19 protein-coding genes, 1 tRNA gene and 1 pseudogene are annotated in these 17,458 nt (G+C 59.0%); 8 read left to right on the top strand and 13 right to left on the bottom strand.

Going from position 1 to position 17,458, the window contains the following annotated elements:
• Positions 1-22: 22 nt before the first annotated feature.
• The 4 genes from GVN17_RS10910 (at position 23) to GVN17_RS10925 (ending at position 2,520) form a co-directional block, all read left to right on the top strand.
• Positions 23-265 carry a glycoside hydrolase family 104 protein gene (locus GVN17_RS10910; protein WP_166595273.1) on the top strand — a complete coding sequence of 81 codons (243 nt, stop codon included), beginning with the start codon at positions 23-25 and terminating at the stop codon, positions 263-265.
• Positions 266-405: 140 nt separating this feature from the next.
• Complete coding sequence (locus tag GVN17_RS10915; protein ID WP_218576162.1) at positions 406-846, top strand: DUF4437 domain-containing protein; 441 nt, start codon at positions 406-408, stop codon at positions 844-846.
• 23 nt (positions 847-869) lie between these two features.
• On the top strand, positions 870-1,967 hold the full coding sequence (locus GVN17_RS10920; protein ID WP_166595275.1) for an alkene reductase: 1,098 nt from the start codon (positions 870-872) through the stop codon (positions 1,965-1,967).
• Positions 1,968-2,025: 58 nt separating this feature from the next.
• Entirely contained in the window at positions 2,026-2,520 is a 495-nt protein-coding gene (locus tag GVN17_RS10925) for a DinB family protein (protein ID WP_166595276.1), read from the top strand.
• Positions 2,521-2,843: 323 nt separating this feature from the next.
• Here GVN17_RS10925 and GVN17_RS10930 read toward each other — a convergent pair whose 3' ends face one another.
• Both GVN17_RS10930 and GVN17_RS10935 read right to left on the bottom strand, forming a co-directional pair.
• Positions 2,844-3,068, bottom strand: coding sequence for a hypothetical protein (locus tag GVN17_RS10930; protein ID WP_256665182.1), 225 nt, complete (start codon positions 3,066-3,068; stop codon positions 2,844-2,846).
• 161 nt (positions 3,069-3,229) lie between these two features.
• Positions 3,230-3,577: a hypothetical protein gene (locus GVN17_RS10935; protein WP_166595278.1), complete on the bottom strand. Its 348-nt coding sequence runs from the start codon at positions 3,575-3,577 to the stop codon at positions 3,230-3,232.
• A gap of 211 nt (positions 3,578-3,788) precedes the next feature.
• Here GVN17_RS10935 and GVN17_RS10940 point away from each other — a divergent pair.
• The 3 genes from GVN17_RS10940 (at position 3,789) to GVN17_RS10950 (ending at position 5,103) form a co-directional block, all read left to right on the top strand.
• A tRNA-Val gene (locus GVN17_RS10940) sits at positions 3,789-3,865 on the top strand.
• A 241-nt stretch (positions 3,866-4,106) separates the two neighbouring features.
• Entirely contained in the window at positions 4,107-4,664 is a 558-nt protein-coding gene (locus GVN17_RS10945; RefSeq protein ID WP_166595279.1) for a DUF4174 domain-containing protein, read from the top strand.
• A 94-nt stretch (positions 4,665-4,758) separates the two neighbouring features.
• Positions 4,759-5,103 carry a 2-oxoacid ferredoxin oxidoreductase gene (locus tag GVN17_RS10950; RefSeq protein WP_166595280.1) on the top strand — a complete coding sequence of 115 codons (345 nt, stop codon included), beginning with the start codon at positions 4,759-4,761 and terminating at the stop codon, positions 5,101-5,103.
• An 82-nt stretch (positions 5,104-5,185) separates the two neighbouring features.
• Here the strand turns inward: GVN17_RS10950 and GVN17_RS10955 are convergent, their stop codons facing one another.
• From GVN17_RS10955 to GVN17_RS11000, 11 genes and pseudogenes are all read right to left on the bottom strand, one after another.
• Entirely contained in the window at positions 5,186-5,818 is a 633-nt protein-coding gene (locus GVN17_RS10955) for a DUF5666 domain-containing protein (protein ID WP_166595281.1), read from the bottom strand.
• A 222-nt stretch (positions 5,819-6,040) separates the two neighbouring features.
• Complete coding sequence (gene dacB, locus GVN17_RS10960) at positions 6,041-7,507, bottom strand: D-alanyl-D-alanine carboxypeptidase/D-alanyl-D-alanine-endopeptidase (protein ID WP_166595282.1); 1,467 nt, start codon at positions 7,505-7,507, stop codon at positions 6,041-6,043.
• A 332-nt stretch (positions 7,508-7,839) separates the two neighbouring features.
• Positions 7,840-8,184, bottom strand: a complete 345-nt coding sequence (locus GVN17_RS10965) for a YggL family protein (RefSeq protein WP_166595283.1) — start codon at positions 8,182-8,184, stop codon at positions 7,840-7,842.
• A gap of 103 nt (positions 8,185-8,287) precedes the next feature.
• Positions 8,288-9,310 carry a carbon-nitrogen hydrolase family protein gene (locus GVN17_RS10970; protein WP_166595284.1) on the bottom strand — a complete coding sequence of 341 codons (1,023 nt, stop codon included), beginning with the start codon at positions 9,308-9,310 and terminating at the stop codon, positions 8,288-8,290.
• Between the two features lie 23 nt (positions 9,311-9,333).
• Positions 9,334-11,262: a cation acetate symporter gene (locus tag GVN17_RS10975; protein ID WP_218576164.1), complete on the bottom strand. Its 1,929-nt coding sequence runs from the start codon at positions 11,260-11,262 to the stop codon at positions 9,334-9,336.
• Positions 11,249-11,581 (bottom strand): DUF485 domain-containing protein, encoded by a 333-nt coding sequence (locus tag GVN17_RS10980; protein WP_166595285.1) that lies wholly within the window; start codon positions 11,579-11,581, stop codon positions 11,249-11,251. Before GVN17_RS10980 ends, GVN17_RS10975 begins: the two co-directional genes overlap by 14 nt.
• 286 nt (positions 11,582-11,867) lie before the next feature.
• Positions 11,868-12,767 carry a LysR family transcriptional regulator gene (locus GVN17_RS10985; protein WP_166595286.1) on the bottom strand — a complete coding sequence of 300 codons (900 nt, stop codon included), beginning with the start codon at positions 12,765-12,767 and terminating at the stop codon, positions 11,868-11,870.
• A 91-nt stretch (positions 12,768-12,858) separates the two neighbouring features.
• Positions 12,859-13,743 (bottom strand): methyl-accepting chemotaxis protein, encoded by an 885-nt coding sequence (locus GVN17_RS29960; protein WP_371928538.1) that lies wholly within the window; start codon positions 13,741-13,743, stop codon positions 12,859-12,861.
• Positions 13,717-14,853: pseudogene (locus GVN17_RS29965) on the bottom strand (methyl-accepting chemotaxis protein); the annotation flags it as partial. The gene GVN17_RS29960 and the pseudogene GVN17_RS29965, both read right to left, overlap by 27 nt.
• Positions 14,796-15,371, bottom strand: a complete 576-nt coding sequence (locus tag GVN17_RS10995; RefSeq protein ID WP_166595288.1) for a chlorite dismutase family protein — start codon at positions 15,369-15,371, stop codon at positions 14,796-14,798. The gene GVN17_RS10995 and the pseudogene GVN17_RS29965, both read right to left, overlap by 58 nt.
• A 52-nt stretch (positions 15,372-15,423) precedes the next feature.
• Entirely contained in the window at positions 15,424-16,326 is a 903-nt protein-coding gene (locus tag GVN17_RS11000; RefSeq protein WP_218576165.1) for an HD-GYP domain-containing protein, read from the bottom strand.
• Between the two features lie 334 nt (positions 16,327-16,660).
• Here GVN17_RS11000 and GVN17_RS11005 point away from each other — a divergent pair, with 334 nt between their 5' ends.
• Positions 16,661-17,350: an SDR family oxidoreductase gene (locus tag GVN17_RS11005; protein WP_166595548.1), complete on the top strand. Its 690-nt coding sequence runs from the start codon at positions 16,661-16,663 to the stop codon at positions 17,348-17,350.
• The last annotated feature ends 108 nt before the right edge of the window (positions 17,351-17,458 follow it).

Raw genomic sequence — 17,458 nt, forward strand, 5'->3', positions numbered from 1 at the left:
CGTACTCGATTTCCTTGGTGCGATGTCCCTCCTGGTATTCTTTCGTCATCTTCTCATCAGCGTGGCCCATGAGAGCCTGAACATGATCCGCGAGCGCGGCGCGCTGTCCGACATTCTCGTCGGCAACATCGCCGCCGCGATCGACAAGGTGTCGAACATCTGCGCAAGTCTGCCAGGTGCTGGTTATGGCAAGCACGAACACCGGCTAGAAGATTTGCTGGCGCGATATCAGGCGGCGGGCGGGATACTGGCCCCTTCGGTTTAATCGAATGCATCCATCCATCATTTCAGGTGATGAAAGAGTGAATTATGGTGGGCGCGAGTTCTGCACCAAAAAAGATCGGCAGATACTCCATCGCCTGGCCATAGGCCAACCCTCTTTTCTTAATCTTGATGGAAAACCCCATGCTCGGTCGCACGTTCCCCCTAGCTGTTGTCATCAGTTTCGCCACTGCTTTCTCTTCGGCCTTCGCCGCTTCTAACGCTGCGCCAGACACCACCCTGACGGTACCCGTCAGTGCAATGCACTTCTATCAGAACAAAGAGGGGCTAACTATTGCGAATGGCTGGGGCGACCCAGCAACGGGAGAGCACAGTAACTTCATCAAAATGCCGGGTAATACGGCAAGCCCGCTGCATAGTCACAGTTTCAGCTATTACGGTGTTGTCATTAATGGCGTCGTTGCAAATGAGCCTGCCGTTAATTCACCAGACCATCCCTTGGCTGCCGGATCGTACTGGTATCAAAAAGGCGGCGAATCGCACGTCACCAAATGCATATCTCAGACAGAATGCCTGTTCTTCGTGACATCCAAAGGCGCGTTCGATTTCAGCAAAACTAAATGAGTGGCGTTGATCCAGGAGGTGATATGTCTAAATCCGACGATCATGGGCAAAACCCATTGTTCGAACCCATCCGGGTAGGTCCGTATCTGTTGCGTAATCGTATCGTCAAATCGCCAATGTCGCGCATGCGTGCCGCGCAAAACGATATGCCAACAACCCTCATGGCCGAGTATTACAGCCAGCGAGCAAGTGCCGGTCTGATCATCACTGAATCAGTGCAGATATCGCGTCAGGGCAAGGGTTATCGCAACTCTCCTGGCATTTATAACGACGAGCAGATGAGGGCTTGGAAAACCATCGCAGACGGCGTGCACGCGCGCGGCGCGGTGATCTTTATGCAATTGTGGCATTGCGGCAGGCTCTCTCACCCAGATCTACAGCTGAATGGTGGCCAACCTGTTGGTCCTTCAGCTATTCGGCCTAACGTAGAGGTCTACACCGACTCCGGCCCGCAAGCGGTGCCAGAGCCCCACGAAATGGACTCTGACGAAATCGCGCAGGTTGTTGATCAGTATTTTCAAGCTTCGCTGCGGGCCAAGAAAGCCAACGTCGACGGCATTGAGGTCCATGCAGGGAATGGTTTCTTGCTGGATCAATTTCTTCGAGATGGCACCAATCGACGAACAGATCATTACGGAGGCTCTGTCGAAAACCGAGTTCGGCTTCTGATCGAGGTCGTGGAAGCGATCATCCCGATCTGGGGGGCCGATAGAATTGGTGTAAAGATGTCTCCCCTGTCGACCTACGGCGATATCCGTGACAGCAACCCCGAAGCGCTGTACTCGCATCTGGTTAGTCGACTGAATGGGTATGGGCTGGCCTATCTGCATTTCGCGGAAGGGGAATTGCTGTCCAGTCGAGATGTTCCGGGTTTGGATTTCGCTCGATTACGCAGGATGTTTCACGGGCCCGTCATCGGCAACAACTGTTACGACTTGGCCCAAGCCACCGAAGCACTGCAAAGTGGCAAAGTCGACATGATTGCCTTCGCTCGCTTATTCGCCGCCAACCCAGATCTCGTTGAGCGGTTTCGACTCGGCGCTGAATTAAATGAGCTTGACGTGACTACGTTGCAGTCCGGCGGAGCCAAAGGTTACACAGATTACCCAAAGCTGCTTTAGAACAGCTGTCGAAAACTGCGGATTCACTGTAATTATCCCGTATAAGGACTTGACCTTCATGTTCGAAGCAATGTTCAAATTCAAGCAGAAATCCAATCGTGAAGCACTTGAGGGCCTTGCCAAATCAGGTATTGAAATAAGCCAGCCTGATGGCCTTACTGCATTTCGATTCATGAATCACATAAATGTTGTAGATCAGATTTTCAAGGCGCATCTCACAAACACGTCCCATCCTTTTGAGGCCGCGAACACGCCGGAAACTCCAAGCCTCGATGAGCTTCGAGCGCGAATTACAGAGCTTGATGAGTGGTTCGTTGGGTACGCGTCGTCGATGACGACAGAGCAATTGAATGAGCCAATCGAATTTACTTTCACTGACGGCAAACAAGGTCGCATGTTACGGGAAGAAATCCTGCTCCATGTTTTGGCTCACGGGATTTACCACCGAGGAGCAGTAGGATTGATCTTGCAACGGCAGGGTGCGATGCCGCCTCCCGAGACGTTTACACGTTACCTGCATGAGTTGGAGCCGTTCAGGCGAGACGCCGTTTGATAGCTGGCGTGATACTGGCGAAAGCTCAAACGTTCACACGGTAACCGAACTCTTATTCAGACCTAAAGAATTTGCAAAACCCCTCGTAAGTTATTGATTCTTATGGAGTGAAACGGGCAATTTTGAAGGTGGTCGTTTAGATGGGCTTTTCCAATTAAATCAGTAGGTTAGGTGTTATATGCCACCCACCTTGACATGGTGGGGGTCGTTGGTTCGAGTCCAATCGCGCCTACCAAACAAATCCGCTCTGCTGGGCGGTCATGAGAAGGGCGATCCGGGAGGGTCGCCCTTTTTTGTCGTCGAACGTGTCGAGCCTGAACACGCTAGGTCTCGGCCTTGCCCCGCGTAATACGTCCCGCCTTGATCTCATCCACATACGCCCGCAACCGATCCGCGTCCTTGTACTGCTGGTTCATCAGGTGCAGCACCGCCACGACGTCTACATCGTTGATACGCTCGGCCAAACGGCTGATTTCCCCGGCTGTGCGTTCAAGATTACCGGCGATGGCGTTGAGGTCGCGCTTGAGTTCCAGCGCTGATTTTTTCATTCCCACGATCATGTTCCCCAGCTATCGACAGGGCAGGGCGAGAGGTTCTGCCTTTAATACCCCTGCGATGTAACAGGGATGTGATGATACGTCAGTTCCGGCTTTTTTCCGGCCATGAAAAAGGCGCCGCTCGGGCGCCATTTCATGAGAGGGGGTGTTGGTCAGCCACCAGCACCGCCTGCGCTGGAGGAGCCGCCTGACGAGCCTTTGGAACCGCTGCCAGACGAACCGCTGCCGGTGGTTGAGCCGCCTGGCAAATCGACGTCATTGCTGCCGCCGGTGCCGTTGCTCATCGCGCCGGTGTTCATGCCTCGACGAATGCCGTTAGCTGGATTCGCTGGGTCCATGTCAGTACCTTGTCGTTCGATGTCCGCGCCTTGTGTCCGTGGATCCTGGCCCGTCTGCGAGGGCGGTGGTCCCACGGAGGGAGACGCCGCACCAGCCAACGCTGCTATCGAGCCACACGCCAGCGCACAACCCAGCGCCAGTGCCGCAAATGATTTGTTCATCGGGAGATCTCCATGTCTAGGGTCCTGTCTTGACTTGGGCTCTCGGGAATCGAACGGAGTGCCGTCATGGCGACCAACGGTCATGGGACGGATCGGAGCGCGATGGAAACGCGTCCGCGAGGCCTTTGCAAAAAATTCGCATATTCATAGGGTTAACGTGAAAAAAGACGTTGACACACATTTGAATATCCGTAGAATGCCGACCCACAGCAGGCACGTAGCTCAGTTGGTTAGAGCACCACCTTGACATGGTGGGGGTCGTTGGTTCGAGTCCAATCGCGCCTACCAAACAAAATCCGCTCTGCTGGGCGGTCGCGAAAAGGGTGAGTCGAAAGACTCACCCTTTTTTGTTGTCGGTGGTTTTACGTTCCTCGAAAAGCTCCGGCTCAGGTGTGCCGGTGGCTTCAGGCATTTCTCGTCTATTTCTCAAACCCTTACGCAGAAAAAAATCCTGATTTTTCAGTCTCTCGGCTGGACCTTTTGCCACGATGCGCGATCATCAGTGCATGGAAATCGAAAGGAGGTGCGTATGTTTACTCGGTCGCTGACCCTTGCCGTTCTGTTGGCTGTTGCCGGTCCCCTGTTGGCAGCGGATGCAGACACCCCACTGGCGCAGGAGCGTGGCAAGTCGCGTCCGCTGATCATCATCGCTTCCAGTTCTGTGGACCCGACGCTGGTGACGCTGAAGAAAAGCCTCGATGAGCCTGCCAATAAAGAAGCCTTCGCCAAGCGCAACATGGTGCTCTACACCATCGTCTCTCTGGCCGGGCAGCGGAACGGCAAGGACATGGACGCCCAGTCGACCATGGCGCTGATCCGGGAATTGAAACTCGGCGTGCTGGACAAAAACCAGGCCCAGGTGATTCTGGTGGGCAAGGACGGCGAGAAGAAGATCGATCACAAAGGCGCGATCGATCCCAAGGAGATTTTCAGCACCATCGACCAGATGCCGATGGCTGAGAAAGAGGCCGCAGCCGCTGCACCGGTCGCGCCCGCGGCAGAGCCCAAAGCCGCGACGCAGGGGGGCAAACCGGGCAAGGCAGGTAAAGCGGCCCCTGCCGCGCCCCCCGCCGGGCTGGATGACTGATCAGGCGCAGTCAACGCAGGCAATGCGCATCATGTCAGTAGGGCATGGGTCCGCTTGCTGGTAAGATCGCTCCTTTTTTATCGAAGGGACTGTCATGAAACATTGGGCGGGAGCTGTGGCGTTGGCGCTGCTGACGGGGTGCATGGGCTTGAATCAAACGCGTTCCGCCGGGCCTGCGCAGGTGTATGCGAGCCAGAAACCCGCCGCTGCGGTGGCCGAATGCATCAAGGTCAGTTGGGGCAATGTGCAGCTGTTCGGTGATGTCGCCGATGTCTTCATGGAGCAGGGCAAGCCTGGGGAGTTCACGGTGTACACCACCGAAGGCGAGTACTTCGCGGACGTGAGTGCGAAGGGCGGCTCCACCGCAATCAGCTTCTACGCCAAGCCGGGCGGCAAGGCGGTAGACCAGCGTGGAGCAATGGTGGCTACGTGCTTGTGAGGCATGCCCTCTAATTACTGAAACGCTGTTTAAGCGCTCTTGATTCTGGCCACCCGGCCAGAATCAAAGCGGCGTAAGTGCGTCACATCGGCGGTGTCACGCCATTCTCACCCGCAGAAATCGACAGCGCGCTCAACGAGCCGTCCGCTGCCGGTTGTGCTTGCACGATGATCTTCACGCCCGGCTTGAGCAGGCTGCGGTCGCCGGGCACCAGGTTGACGATGGGCACGTCGTCCGGGATCACGATCTTCTTCTGACCGCCCTTGTAGTTGACGGTGATGGTCCGCCCGTTGCTGTTCACCAGATCGCCCACCGAGCCATTGGTCATCGTGCTGTCCTTGCCCAGGTCGAACGCCCGATGGCCGTCGCCCGTGCCGGCCATTTCCGGCGGGAACACGTGCACTTCCAGCGCTTTCAGGGTGCCGTCGGCTTGGGGCACGGCGGCTGAACCCACGTAACTGCCCGGTTTGATATCGGCGACCTGTGCCAGCGTCACGCCGCGCACTTGTGTGTCTTGGGTCAGCTTGACCTGCAGGTCTTCGTTGCGGTTGCTGTGAACCTTCAGTACATCGCCGTCAATCGCGGTGATTGCGCCGCGGACGCGGGTCGGCTTCGCATCTTCTGCCTGCGAGGGTCCGGCCATCAGCATGGCGGATGCCAACAGACTGGAAATCAGCAGGGTGTCACGCAGTCGCTTGCCTGTTGTGATCTTCATGGTGTCGCAATCCTGTGTGGTGAATCAGAACGCCGAGCTTAGCGTTCCCCGCACAGGAAGTGGATGACATCACTGTCAGAATTGGCAGCCTGCGCTTGAAGTGTTTCAGGCATGGCGCGGGAACATGCACAGACGCCCATGGGCGCGCGAGGCCGTGCAAAGCAGAGAGGGGAGTCAGGCGCGCCGTCGTGAGACACGACAGCGCGCCGCTCGAAGGGCGTATTACTGTTGCAGCGAGATGGATGTGTTGGCCAGTTTTGGCTGATTGAACATGCTCACCAGCACTTCATCGAGAATCGACGACGCACCCCAAGGGCGAGCGTCGTTGAGGATCGCGACCACGACCCAGGTGTTGCCGTTGCTGTCCCGACTGAACCCGGCGATGGCGCGAACGGTATTCAGGGTGCCGGTCTTGACGTGCGCTTCCCCGCGCAGCGCGGTGCGTTTCAGGCGTTTGCGCATGGTGCCGTCCATGCCCGCCAGCGGCAGCGAACTCATGAACTCGGCCTGGTACGGGCTGTTCCACGCGGCCTGGAGCATTTGCGCCATTTCACGAGCGCTCACCCGTTCAGCCCGGGACAGGCCAGAACCGTTCTCCATCACCAAATGCGGCGCGGTGATGCCTTTCTTCGCCAGCCACTGACGGATCACCCGTTGCGCGGCCTTGGCGTCATCGCCATCCGCCTCGTTGCGAAACTCGGAACCCAGGCTCAGGAACAGTTGCTGGGCCATCGTGTTATTACTGAATTTGTTGATGTCGCGAATGATTTCCGCGAGGTCCGGGGAGTAGGCCTTGGCCAGCAGCTTGGCGCTGCCGGGCACGACGTCCAGACGGTCCTTGCCGAGAATGGTGCCGCCCAGTTCTTGCCAGATGGCGCGCACGGCACCGGCGGTATAGGTCGGGTGGTCGAGCAGCGACAGGTAAGTCTGCGAGTTGCAGCCGTCGCCTAACTGACCGGACACCGTGACGGTGATGCCGCCATCGGCCTCAGGGACTGGGTTGTACAGCACGTCGCCGGTGCATTTGTTCGACGACAGCGCCTTGACCTGATTGTTGATGTGAATGGCAGCGATGGGCGGTTCGACCGAGACCAGAATCTTGCCGCCGTCGTTGCGGGTCACGAAACGCAGGGCCTTGAGATTGACCATCAGCGAATCGGGGCGGACCAGGAACGGTTTGTTCTTGTCATTGCCGTCGTCGTCGAACACCGGCAGTTGCGGCTGGATGAAATGGCTGCGGTCCAGCACCAGATCGCCCGTCACTTGCTGCACGCCATTGGCGCGCAGGTCACGCATCAACAGCCAGAGCTTTTCCATGTTCAGCTTCGGATCACCGCCGCCCTTGAGGAACAGATTGCCGCGCAGAACGCCGTTGCTCAGGGTGCCGTCGGTGTAGAACTCGGTTTTCCACTGATGGGTCGGGCCAAGCATTTCCAGCGACGCGTAGGTGGTGATCAGCTTCATGGTCGACGCCGGGTTCACCGAGACGTCAGCGTTGAACACGGTAGGAGTGCCCGGACCGGTCAGCGGAAGCATGACCAGGGAGAGGGCATCGTTGTTCAGTTTGGCGACCTTGAGGGCCTCTTGAACCTTGGGGGGCAATGCGGTGTTGATCGGGGCAGCGGCAACAGACAGCGAAATCGGTAGAAGCAGGGTGGCAAAAAACAACGGACGCAAAGACTTGATCATTCAATAAACCCTACTGCAATGAAGAGGGACAACCGGAGGGGATGGATTCCCTCGTGACATGAAAACGGCCGCGACTGAAAAGTGTCCCGGCCCAACAGGCAAAAAATAGCGCCCGGTGACAGTGCGGCATTATGCCCCAAGCTTTCGTGACTTGCGCCGGGGGACAGCCGTCAAACCGCGCTATTTTTTCAAATCTTGTCGAATTGTCACGTGAAACGACAGGCTTCTGTCTGTTTTCGATAAACCACCGCCCATAAAAAAACCACCCATGAAGGGTGGTTTTTAGTCATGACCGATGCCAAGCGACATTCAGTCATGTCAACGCAGCGCGATTACTTCGCAGCGTTGATCGGCTTTTCCGGGTACCAGGCATCCAGCAGTGCGCTGACTTCGACCTTGGTCACTTCACTGCGACCTTTCAGCCAGGCTTCAACGGTGGCGCGTTGCTCTTCGGTGACCGAGCCGCGCTCTGCCAGGCAAACCAGGCCGTAGTCGTCACCGCCAACATAGTCGAGGCCGTTGGCGTCCATGGCTTCGGTCAGGAAAGCGTCGAGGAACGCGTCCACTGCCGCTTCGTCCAGATCCTCTTTGAACTCCAGATTGAGCTCAAAACCCAATTCCTGAAACTCGTCAACACACAGCTTCTTGCGCAGACGACGGGAACGGTTAGTAGCCATGAAAAAATCCTCTAAGTAATTACGGTGCGCAGTCTATCAGCTAAGGCCGCGGGATGCCTGCTCTGTTCGAATGCCCATCCGGTCGCGATTTCATGGCCTCAAATCAATCCAGCGCTGGCAACGCCTCCAGGTTCGGCCGACTTGCCGGATCGGTGTCCTTGAACGTCGCGGGGCTGATGCGGCGGCGGTCGATGGTCAGGTCGAACACGTCGAAGCGGTTGTAATAGCCGGTGATGTCGTGAAACTGCTTCGGCTCGATGCAATCATTGAGGTTGAACGTGGCGTAGGCCAGGCCCTCTTCGTTTTGCAGCGTGTCGCCGAGGGTTGCGCCAGTCGGGTCAAGAAACTGCGTCGCGGCGCGGGGGCTGTTGTCGAGCACGTCGATGGCCACCGGGTCGCCGCTCTTTTTCAGCAGGTCGAGCATCGAATCATCGACGAAACCGGCGTTGAGGATGCCAAACACTTTCGCTTCGAACGAGTGAGCGCCCGCACGAATGCGGTTTGCCGCCAGGTTATCGAAGTTCTGGCCTCCGGGTTTGCGCGTCGGCCAGATCGCCGGCCATGCGGAAATGTGAATGTGCTCGCCTTGCGCCGCCAGTGAATAGCGGGCGAGGGGGTTGGTGTTTTCGCCGCAGATGAGCGCGCCGATGTTGCCGATACGCGTATTCGAGACCTGCAGGCCGTGGCCGTCGCCAGGTGCCCAAACCATCTTTTCGTAGAAGGTCGGGACGAGCTTGCGGTGGTGATTGAGGACCGTGCCTTCCTCGTCGATCAGGACGTTCGAGTTCCAGATGCAACCCACGCTCGCCCGTGTCGATTCGCTGAAACCCAACGACACGATGATCTTGTGGCGACGGGCTGCGGAACGGATCGCGGTGATTTCCGGGCCGTCGATCATCACGCTGTTTTCCACCATCAGACGAAACCAGTCGTGGTTGTAGATGGGGGCCCAGAGTGCCGCCCAGACCGGGAAACCGGGGATGAACGATTCCGGAAACACGACGAGCTCCGCGCCATTGGCGGCGGCCTCTGCGATGAACGAACAGGCTTTGTCGACGCAGGCGGCCTTGTTCATGTAAACCGACGCGGCGTGCGCGGCGGCGACGTTGACAGTGGGGAGTGCCATAACCTTTACCTTATTCAAACGATTTAGTGATGTGCCGCTTCGGCGACGCCCAGCCCGGTCTCGCGCCGGACGGAAAATTCAACCCAGCGCGACTGAGAGAGTTGGCTCGGGAACAACAGCGAAAACAGCACCACCAGCAAGAAGCCCAACGGGATGGAAATCAGGCCGGGGTTGCGAAGCTGGATCAACGGCTCGCTCAGGCCGACGAGGCTGGTGGCCGAGGCCGGAATTCCGTTCGCGATGGCCGTTTGCGCGGCGGCATCGCTGACCCATTTGGCGCGCTCTTCCGGTGTCGCTTGCAGGGTGCCGTTGTCGATCTTCTCGACCTTGGTGCTGGCGGCCGTCGCCGCGCTGATCGCCGCCTGTTTTTGCATCAGCGGGTAGGTCATGTTCGGCGACACCAGTACCAGTCCGATGGACAGGATTGTCCCGCCCAGCAACCCGGCCACCACGCCGGCGGTGCTGCAGCGTTTCCAGTACAGCGTCAGCAGGAGGGCAGGCAGGTTCGCCGACGCCGCCACCGCATAACCAAGGCCGACGAGCTGCGCGACGTTCTGACCCTTGGCGGAGATGCCCGCCAGAATGGCGACGGCGGCGATGGCCAGGGTCGCGATGCGTGCGGCGTTGGTCTGCTCCCGTTCGGTGGCCTTGCCTTGGCGAACCGCCCCGACGTACACGTCATGGGCCAGAGTGGACGCGGCGGCGAGCGTGAGACCTGCAACTACGGCGACGATGGTGGCGAAGGACACCGCCGCCACGAAAGCCAGCATCAGGTTGCCCGCGAGGCTGTCAGGGCCGCCCCCGAGGAATTGCGCGAGCATCGGCGCTGCGAGGTTGCCGCCTTTGTCCATGGACGCCACCGCAAACGGCCCGAGGTGCAGCGCGGCGGAGAACCCGATCACCACGATGAACAGGTGGCAGAGGCCGATGAGCAGCATCGCGGTGAGCGCCGAGGTTCGGGCCTGCTGGGCGTCACGCACGGTGAAGAAGCGCATCAGAATGTGTGGCATGGCGGCCGTGCCCAGCACCAGCGCCAGGCTCAGCGAGATCTGCTCAACCGGGTTTTGCAGGTACAGGCCAGGCTCCATGAAGCGTTGACCGGCCTGTTCCAGTGACAGATTCGACACCCCGTTCAGCAGCGTTCCGAGCACATGTTTCTGTACGGCGGCGCTGCCAACAAGGTCGCTGAAAAACGCGCTGATGTTGAAGCCATAGGGTGCCCAACTCAGCACCACCAGCAAGAAGCAGAACGAGATCAGCAGGGTGGCTTTGAGAATCTGCACCGAAGTAGTCGCCCGCATGCCGCCAAACAGCACGTAAATCAACATCAGACCGCCCACCGACACCACCGATATCTCGAACGGAATGCCAATCAACGCGGCGATGATGACGGCGCCGCCGACGATTTGCGGGACCATGTAAAACAGCGCCACCAGCACGCTTGATATGGCCACGGCAGATTTCGAGGCACGGAAACTGTTGCGGAAAGCGAGCACGTCGCCGAGGGTGAACTTGCCCAGATTGCGGCAAGGTTCTGCCACCAATAAAAGGACGGGAATGAAAGAGATGAAGAAGCCAATGACGTAGGTGATGCCGTCCAGCCCATAAATGGCAATCAGACCGGAAACGCCCAGGAACGCGGCAGCGGAGAGGTAATCCCCCGCAATCGCCAACCCATTCATTTTCCCGGAGAGCGCGCCGCCGGCGGTGTAGAAATCCTTGACGGAATTGTTCTTTCGCGCAGCCCAGTAAGTAATCGCCAGGGTGATAAAGAACAACAGTGCGAACACACTAAAGGTCATGGCCCGGTTGCCGTCCGACACTAAGGTCGCGGCCTGGCTGTGAGTGGCAACCATGGAAAGTAGGGCCGCCGCCAAGAGTTTCGCCTTGCCTGAGACATGAGCGGATGCGTGAGGGGAGCCGAGGAGGCGTGCGGGATTAATGTTTGACATGTTCATCCTGGAATCTCACGGAAACTTCAGTCACGAGGGAGGCGGCCATGCGATCAATGCCTTTCAGGCGATAGGCGTAGAGCACGGCAATGGCGGCGCCGAAAAAGTATTGACCCACGAGATAAATCAATCCGACGTTAATCGCGCCGATGACCTTGTAAGCCAGAAACTCGGGGAAGTAGGCGGACAGGACCGGGATCGCGAAGTACACGGCCATGCTGACAAACATCAAAAGAGACACCAGCCTTCTTCGGCGTCTAATTAATACGGCGAAATCGGGGTGCGCATAAATGGCGTTCCAGATGTTTTCAGGTTTCATGAACAGGCCTCGCAAGTGTGCAGTACGTTGGCGAGTCTAAATCAATGAAAGGCTTCGCCAATCAGCAATGCCACAAGGCCTGTTGCATTCCTGCATCCCTATCTCGGTGCCCTGAAACAGGATGTGCGACGCTTTGGTGCGATTTGAAAATGCGAGGTGCTGACGGCGGCTCGATGGGCTGCCAGTGCACGGCTTCAAGGCGGGTTGAGAATAAGGGCTGCACGTGGGCGGGGCGGCAAGTTTGAATGCGCTGCGTTTAAAACACTAAGAAAGGGGCGGGCCTGTACTAAGCGTTTCGGAAATGCTCGTCGTTTTTAAACAGCCGGGTCAAATAAGCGGTCATGGTTTTGATGCGGGCAATGTAACGCAGGTCCTGATGAACGCTCAGCCAGAGTTCTCGGGTAATGGCTGGGGTCGTCAGTTCGATTTTCCGAAGGCCGAAGCGCTCGGCTTCAGAAAACGAGGGCAACATGACCAGGCCCACGCCCGCCGCTGCGGCGAACATCTGCGACAGCATGCTATTGGAGTAAAACACGATGTTCGGCTTTTGGATCAGGTCATCCAGCCAGCGCACGGCGCTGATCTCGATCAGCTCTTCGACGTAACCGACGAAATCGTGTTCGGCCAGATTCTGCGCATCTGGCAAGCCTTTCTGGGCGATGTAATCGTCTGAGGCGTAGAGGTTCAGTTCAAAGCTGGCCAGCCGTTCGGAATGGAAGCCATGACCCTTGGGTTCGAAGAAGCCGAGGAAGACGTCAGCCTCGCGCCGGGTGACCTGCAATTGATGGGTCGACGTCACCAGCTCCAGGGTCACGTTCGGGTGCAGCGCTTGAAGCCTGGGAATCTGCCGGGTGAGGTACAGCGAAGCGAGCCCTTCCATCGTGCCGACTCTGACGCGGCCCGCGATTTCGTTGGTGCCTGTGTACAGCTCGTCCAGCAGCCCGGAAAACCCGGCGCCCATCAGCTCGACCTGCGCCAGCAACCGGGTCCCCTGATCATTCAGCTGCAATCCGGTGTTGCCGCGTTCGAACAGGCTGAAGCCGAGGCTGTATTCCAGATGATTGAGCCGACGGCTCACCGTCGATTGATCGACCTTGAGCTGCTTGCCGGCCTTGGACAGGTTTTCGCAGCGGGCCACGTGCATGAAAATCCGGAGGTCGTCCCAGCTTAGATTTTCAGCTCTCATCGATACGTCCTGGCGGGAGAAAGGCGAGGCTCATTATCGAGTGGCCCTTGCTCAAGCTCAAGGGCGGTTATCACCGGGGCGTCTGGCCTGATCAGGTCACCTTGAAACGCTGCACCAGCGCCGTGAGTTCGATGCTCAGGCGCGAGAGCTCGGCACTCGCCTCCGTGGTCCTCAAGCTGTTTTCCACCGACTCGTCCGCGATGTCGCGCACCTGCACCAGACGGCTGCTGATCTGTTTCGAGGCTTCGGTTTGCTGGTCCGCCGCGGCTGCAATGTTCAGGTTCATGCTGTGAATCGACGCCACCGAGCCACGGATTTCGCTCAGCACCTGTCCGGCGGCCCGGGCCAGTTCCACGCTGGAGTGGCTCATGCTTTCGCTTTGCGCCATCAGCGCCGTGGCGTCCCGTGCCCCGTTCTGCAATGACAGGATGAGTTGCTCGATCTCTTGAGTGGATTGCTGCGTGCGCTGTGCGAGGCTGCGAACTTCATCGGCCACGACCGCAAACCCTCGTCCACTTTCGCCTGCACGTGCGGCTTCGATGGCCGCATTGAGGGCGAGCAGGTTGGTCTGGTCGGCGACTTCGCGAATGACGCCCAACACCCCGTCGATCTGTTCGCTGTCGTGGCGCAAGCGAGTCATGGCCGTGCTGCATTGCGTCACGTGGGTCAGCAACTGATCGAAGTGAAGCAAGGCCTGGGCGATGATCTGGTCGCCCTCGACAGTGCGTTGCTCCGTCACCTCGGTGGCGTGGGAGGTGTCTCGGGCGTTTTGCGCAACGTGCTGCGCGCTGGCGACCATGTCTGCGACCGCCACGGCCACTTGCGAGGTCTGCTCCCGTTGCTGTCCGGCGCCCACGTCGTTTTGCGTGGTGATGACGGACAGCGCTTTAGCGGCCGAGGTCAGGCGCTCGGCACCGCCGCCAATACGGCCGATGATTTGCCGGAGCTGTTCGGCCATGTCCTGCATGGCCGTCATCATCTGGCCGATCTCGTCTCGGTTGTCGGTGCTGAATTCGCTCGACCCGAACTGGCCGGTCTTGCGCTCGCCGGTCACATCCCCCGACGCGATCTGACGGGCGAGCAGCAGGGCGCGGTTCAACGGCGGGATGATTTGTCGCGTGATGAGCCAAGCGGCGCCCAGCCCCAACATCAGTGTCAGCGTGGCGGTGGTGAAGAGGAACCCTTGCGCGAAACGCACATCCGCCTGACGCCCCTCGACATGCTGGCGATAAAGGGTTTCGCCCAGGGTTTGCAATTCTTTCGCCTGTGCAAGCATCTGCGCCTTGGCTTGCAGGCTGGTTTGAATGTCCTGACGGAATTGCGCCACCTGATCCTGATACACCAGCACGGTGCTGAGGGCTTCTTCCAACAGTCGCTGGAGGTTTTCGTTCGGCAACTGCTCCCACAAGTCGTTGCCCTGCTGGCGAATGCTGTCAGCACTGGAGGACAGCATGCGGTGCGCGTCGTCTGTCGGGTTCTGCACGTAACTGTCGACCTGATCCTGCAACGTGGCAGTCAGTGATTGCAGTGTCACGGCGGACTGAAGGGCGGCGCCAATGCGCACAGTGTCACCCGCCAGCGCGTCGAACAGTCCGCCGGTGACGTGCTCCAGTCGGCTTTTGATCTTGCCGATCACCGGCGTCATCAGGTGTTGGGCGTCCTGAGCGTGACGACGGGCCGCGACGAATTGGTTGAACGTGTCCTGATAGTGACCGCGCACGGCCTTGATGCGCTGGACGGACGCCAGAGCGCGGTCACCGGAATCGCTCTGGACGCTGGCGACGATCTGGTCGAACCGTTCGATTTCCTGGTGAAAGGCTTCAACCGCCGACGCCTCCATGGCACGGTCGAAGTCATGCTCCTGAAGGCGAATCTTCGCGATCTGGCTGTCCAGGGAAATGCTGTCCACCAGCGACTGGCTGCGGGTGGCGAGTTGGTTGACGTTGTACAGCGCGCTCCAGGTCAGCAGCGCGGTCAACAGCAGTACCGCACCAAACCCGGCGATCAATTTGCCCCTGACCGACGTCATCATGCCGGGCCTGCCTGCACCAGACGGATGTCCACTTCCCGGTCGACGAATTGCCATTCCACGGATTCGCGCAGGCGCGCCAGCAGATCGTCGAACGCGGCACTGTCCGCAGGGGCAAACTCGAACCAGGTGACGAAATCAAAGGGCTGAGCCATGGCAAGATCGCGGCAGTGGTACAGCCGGCGGGCGATGGCGGGGAGGTAGCGCATGCCGATGGCAATGTGGTTGGACTGCGTTTCGATGATCGCTCGGCGCTCGTCCTGGGTCAGCGCCCACCACGCAGGATTCTTGCGCAGCGCGATCAGGGCCGCGCAGGTGGCGGCGGGGCGCCCGAGATCGGGCTGGCGGGCAGCGAGCGCGGTTTTCTCATCGCGGGTCACGTAGCGCTCGTTGCTGGTAATGCCTTGCAGGTGCCAGACGGACACGCGTGGGGCCTCACCTGCGACGCCCGGCAGAACCGACACGCGCGCGGCATCTGGCAACGGCGCCCCCGTAAGGTTTGTCTGACGCTGAATCGGCCAGGACCCTTGTTCCCCGCCGATAAAACTGAACAGCCGTTGTGACGGTGCGCTCATCGCGAATACTCGAAAAAGACTGCACGGCTCGGGTGCAGCGTGTGGATGAACATCAGGCGGCCACCGACGGTGTGAGCCGTTGGGCGAGGTGTTGGATCAACGCCTGATCGGGGACCGGTTTCAACTGGTCAGCCGTGCCTTTTTTGCCGGTGCCACGCACCCTGAGCAGGTTCCCCTGATCGGGCCGGTAGAGTTCGTAACCCATTTCGCAGGCCGGGCAGAACACCAGATCGCCTGCGCCATGGGTGCGCGACACGACGACCGTGGGTCCGCAGTTCTCGCAGCGCCTGAGCGGAATGCCGGCATCGGTATGGCCCAAAATGTGCTGCAACCCGCCTTCACGCCCCAGGCTGACGAATAAATGCGCATAGGCCTCGTGAAACTGGCTGCCTGCGCTGTCCTCGACGATCTTCAATGCGTCATCGAGCGGCATGCCCTTGCGATAGGGCCGGTCGCTGGTCATTGCGTCGAAGGCATCGCAAATGCCGGTGATGGCGGCCATTCGCGGAATCTGGTCGCCGCTCAGTCCTCGCGGATAGCCCCGTCCGTTGGGCATTTCGTGGTGGGACCAGACCGCATCCATTACCAGCCCGGCCAGCGGGTGGGTGTCCAGTAAACGTTTGCCGATCTCGGGATGGGTCTTGATGACGTCGTATTCGTTCTCCTCAAGCCGACCCGCCTTGCGCAGCACCGCATCGGGAATGCCGATCTTGCCCAGGTCATGAACAAAACCTCCCAGCGCGATCAATTGCACCTCGGTCGCGGGCAGACCGGCTTTATCTGCCAGCAGCGCGCAATACTGAGAAACCCGCCACAAATGCCCGCCGGTGTAGGGGTCCCGTGCTTCCACCAACCAGGCCATCGACAACAGGCTCGCCAACAATGGCGTGTCGGCGGAGGGCGATGGGGGCACTGGCGTTCCCAGCCAGTCGTTCAACCTTTGCATCAGTTTCATGGGGTATCGGCTTCCGAAGGAGGAGTGAGCACGGCTGGCTTTGTGCCGCTATGCCACCCATTTCGTTGGCGAAGAGCGTTTGGTTACAGGCCTTTGAAATATTTTTTGGGGGCGGCGTGGAGGTGGCAATTTTGGTGAGTCGGCTGTGGCACAGGCTGAGCAAGCTCATCGGAGCCTGTGCATTTTTTATCAGCCGTTGAGACCAGATGGTGAATTTTTAAGTGCCTTCGGCGAACCTAAGATCGACTCCCCTGTTTGAATACGGCTGTTCTGCAATGACCCGCCGATCTTTTTTGGAGAGTAGAACCATGAGCAATTCGCAAAAAAAGTCGCCATCGTCACCGGCGCATCCCAAGGTCTTGGCGCCGCAATCGTCGCGGGCTATCGCAATGCCGGTTTTGCCGTGACCGCGAATTCCCGGAACATCAAGCCATCGTCGGACACCGGCGTTATCGCCGTGCCGGGTGACATCGCCAGCCGCGAAACGGCGCAGAAGCTGATCGACACCGCCATTGAGCGTTTCGGTCGCGTCGACACGCTGATCAACAATGCCGGCATCTTTATCGGTAAGCCGTTCACGGAATACACCGCCGATGACCTGGCCCGCATGCTGCAAACCAATATTCACGGCTTCTTCAACATTACCCAGCTCGCCATCCCGGAAATGCTGAAGCACAAGAACGGCCACATCGTTCAAATCACGACCACCTTGGTCAACCAGGCGTTGACCGATATTCCAGCGGGCCTGGCACTGATCACAAAAGGGGGCCTGGACGCGGTCACTCGCGGTCTGGCCATCGAATACGTGACCCGGGGCATCCGCGTGAATTCCGTGGCACCCGGCATCATCAAGACGCCAATGCACGGTCCGGAAAATCATGAGTTCCTGGGCAAGCTGCACCCAATGGGCCGTATGGGCGAAGAGCAGGAAATCGTTGACGCCGTGATGTACCTGGAGAACGGCGCGTTCGTCACCGGCGAGCGCCTGAACGTCGACGGCGGCCAGCACGCCGGTCGCTGGTAATCGACGGCTTGTCGACGCGGGTCGTGGATGACGCGGCGCCGCTCTGAATGCGCGGCTCGTAGCACGGCGTTTGGTGTCGCACTTGAGAGCGAGTCAGGGTGGTTTCGG

The sequence above is a fragment of the Pseudomonas sp. SLFW genome (assembly GCF_009905615.1).
GTDB classification, from domain to species: domain Bacteria; phylum Pseudomonadota; class Gammaproteobacteria; order Pseudomonadales; family Pseudomonadaceae; genus Aquipseudomonas; species Aquipseudomonas bambusae.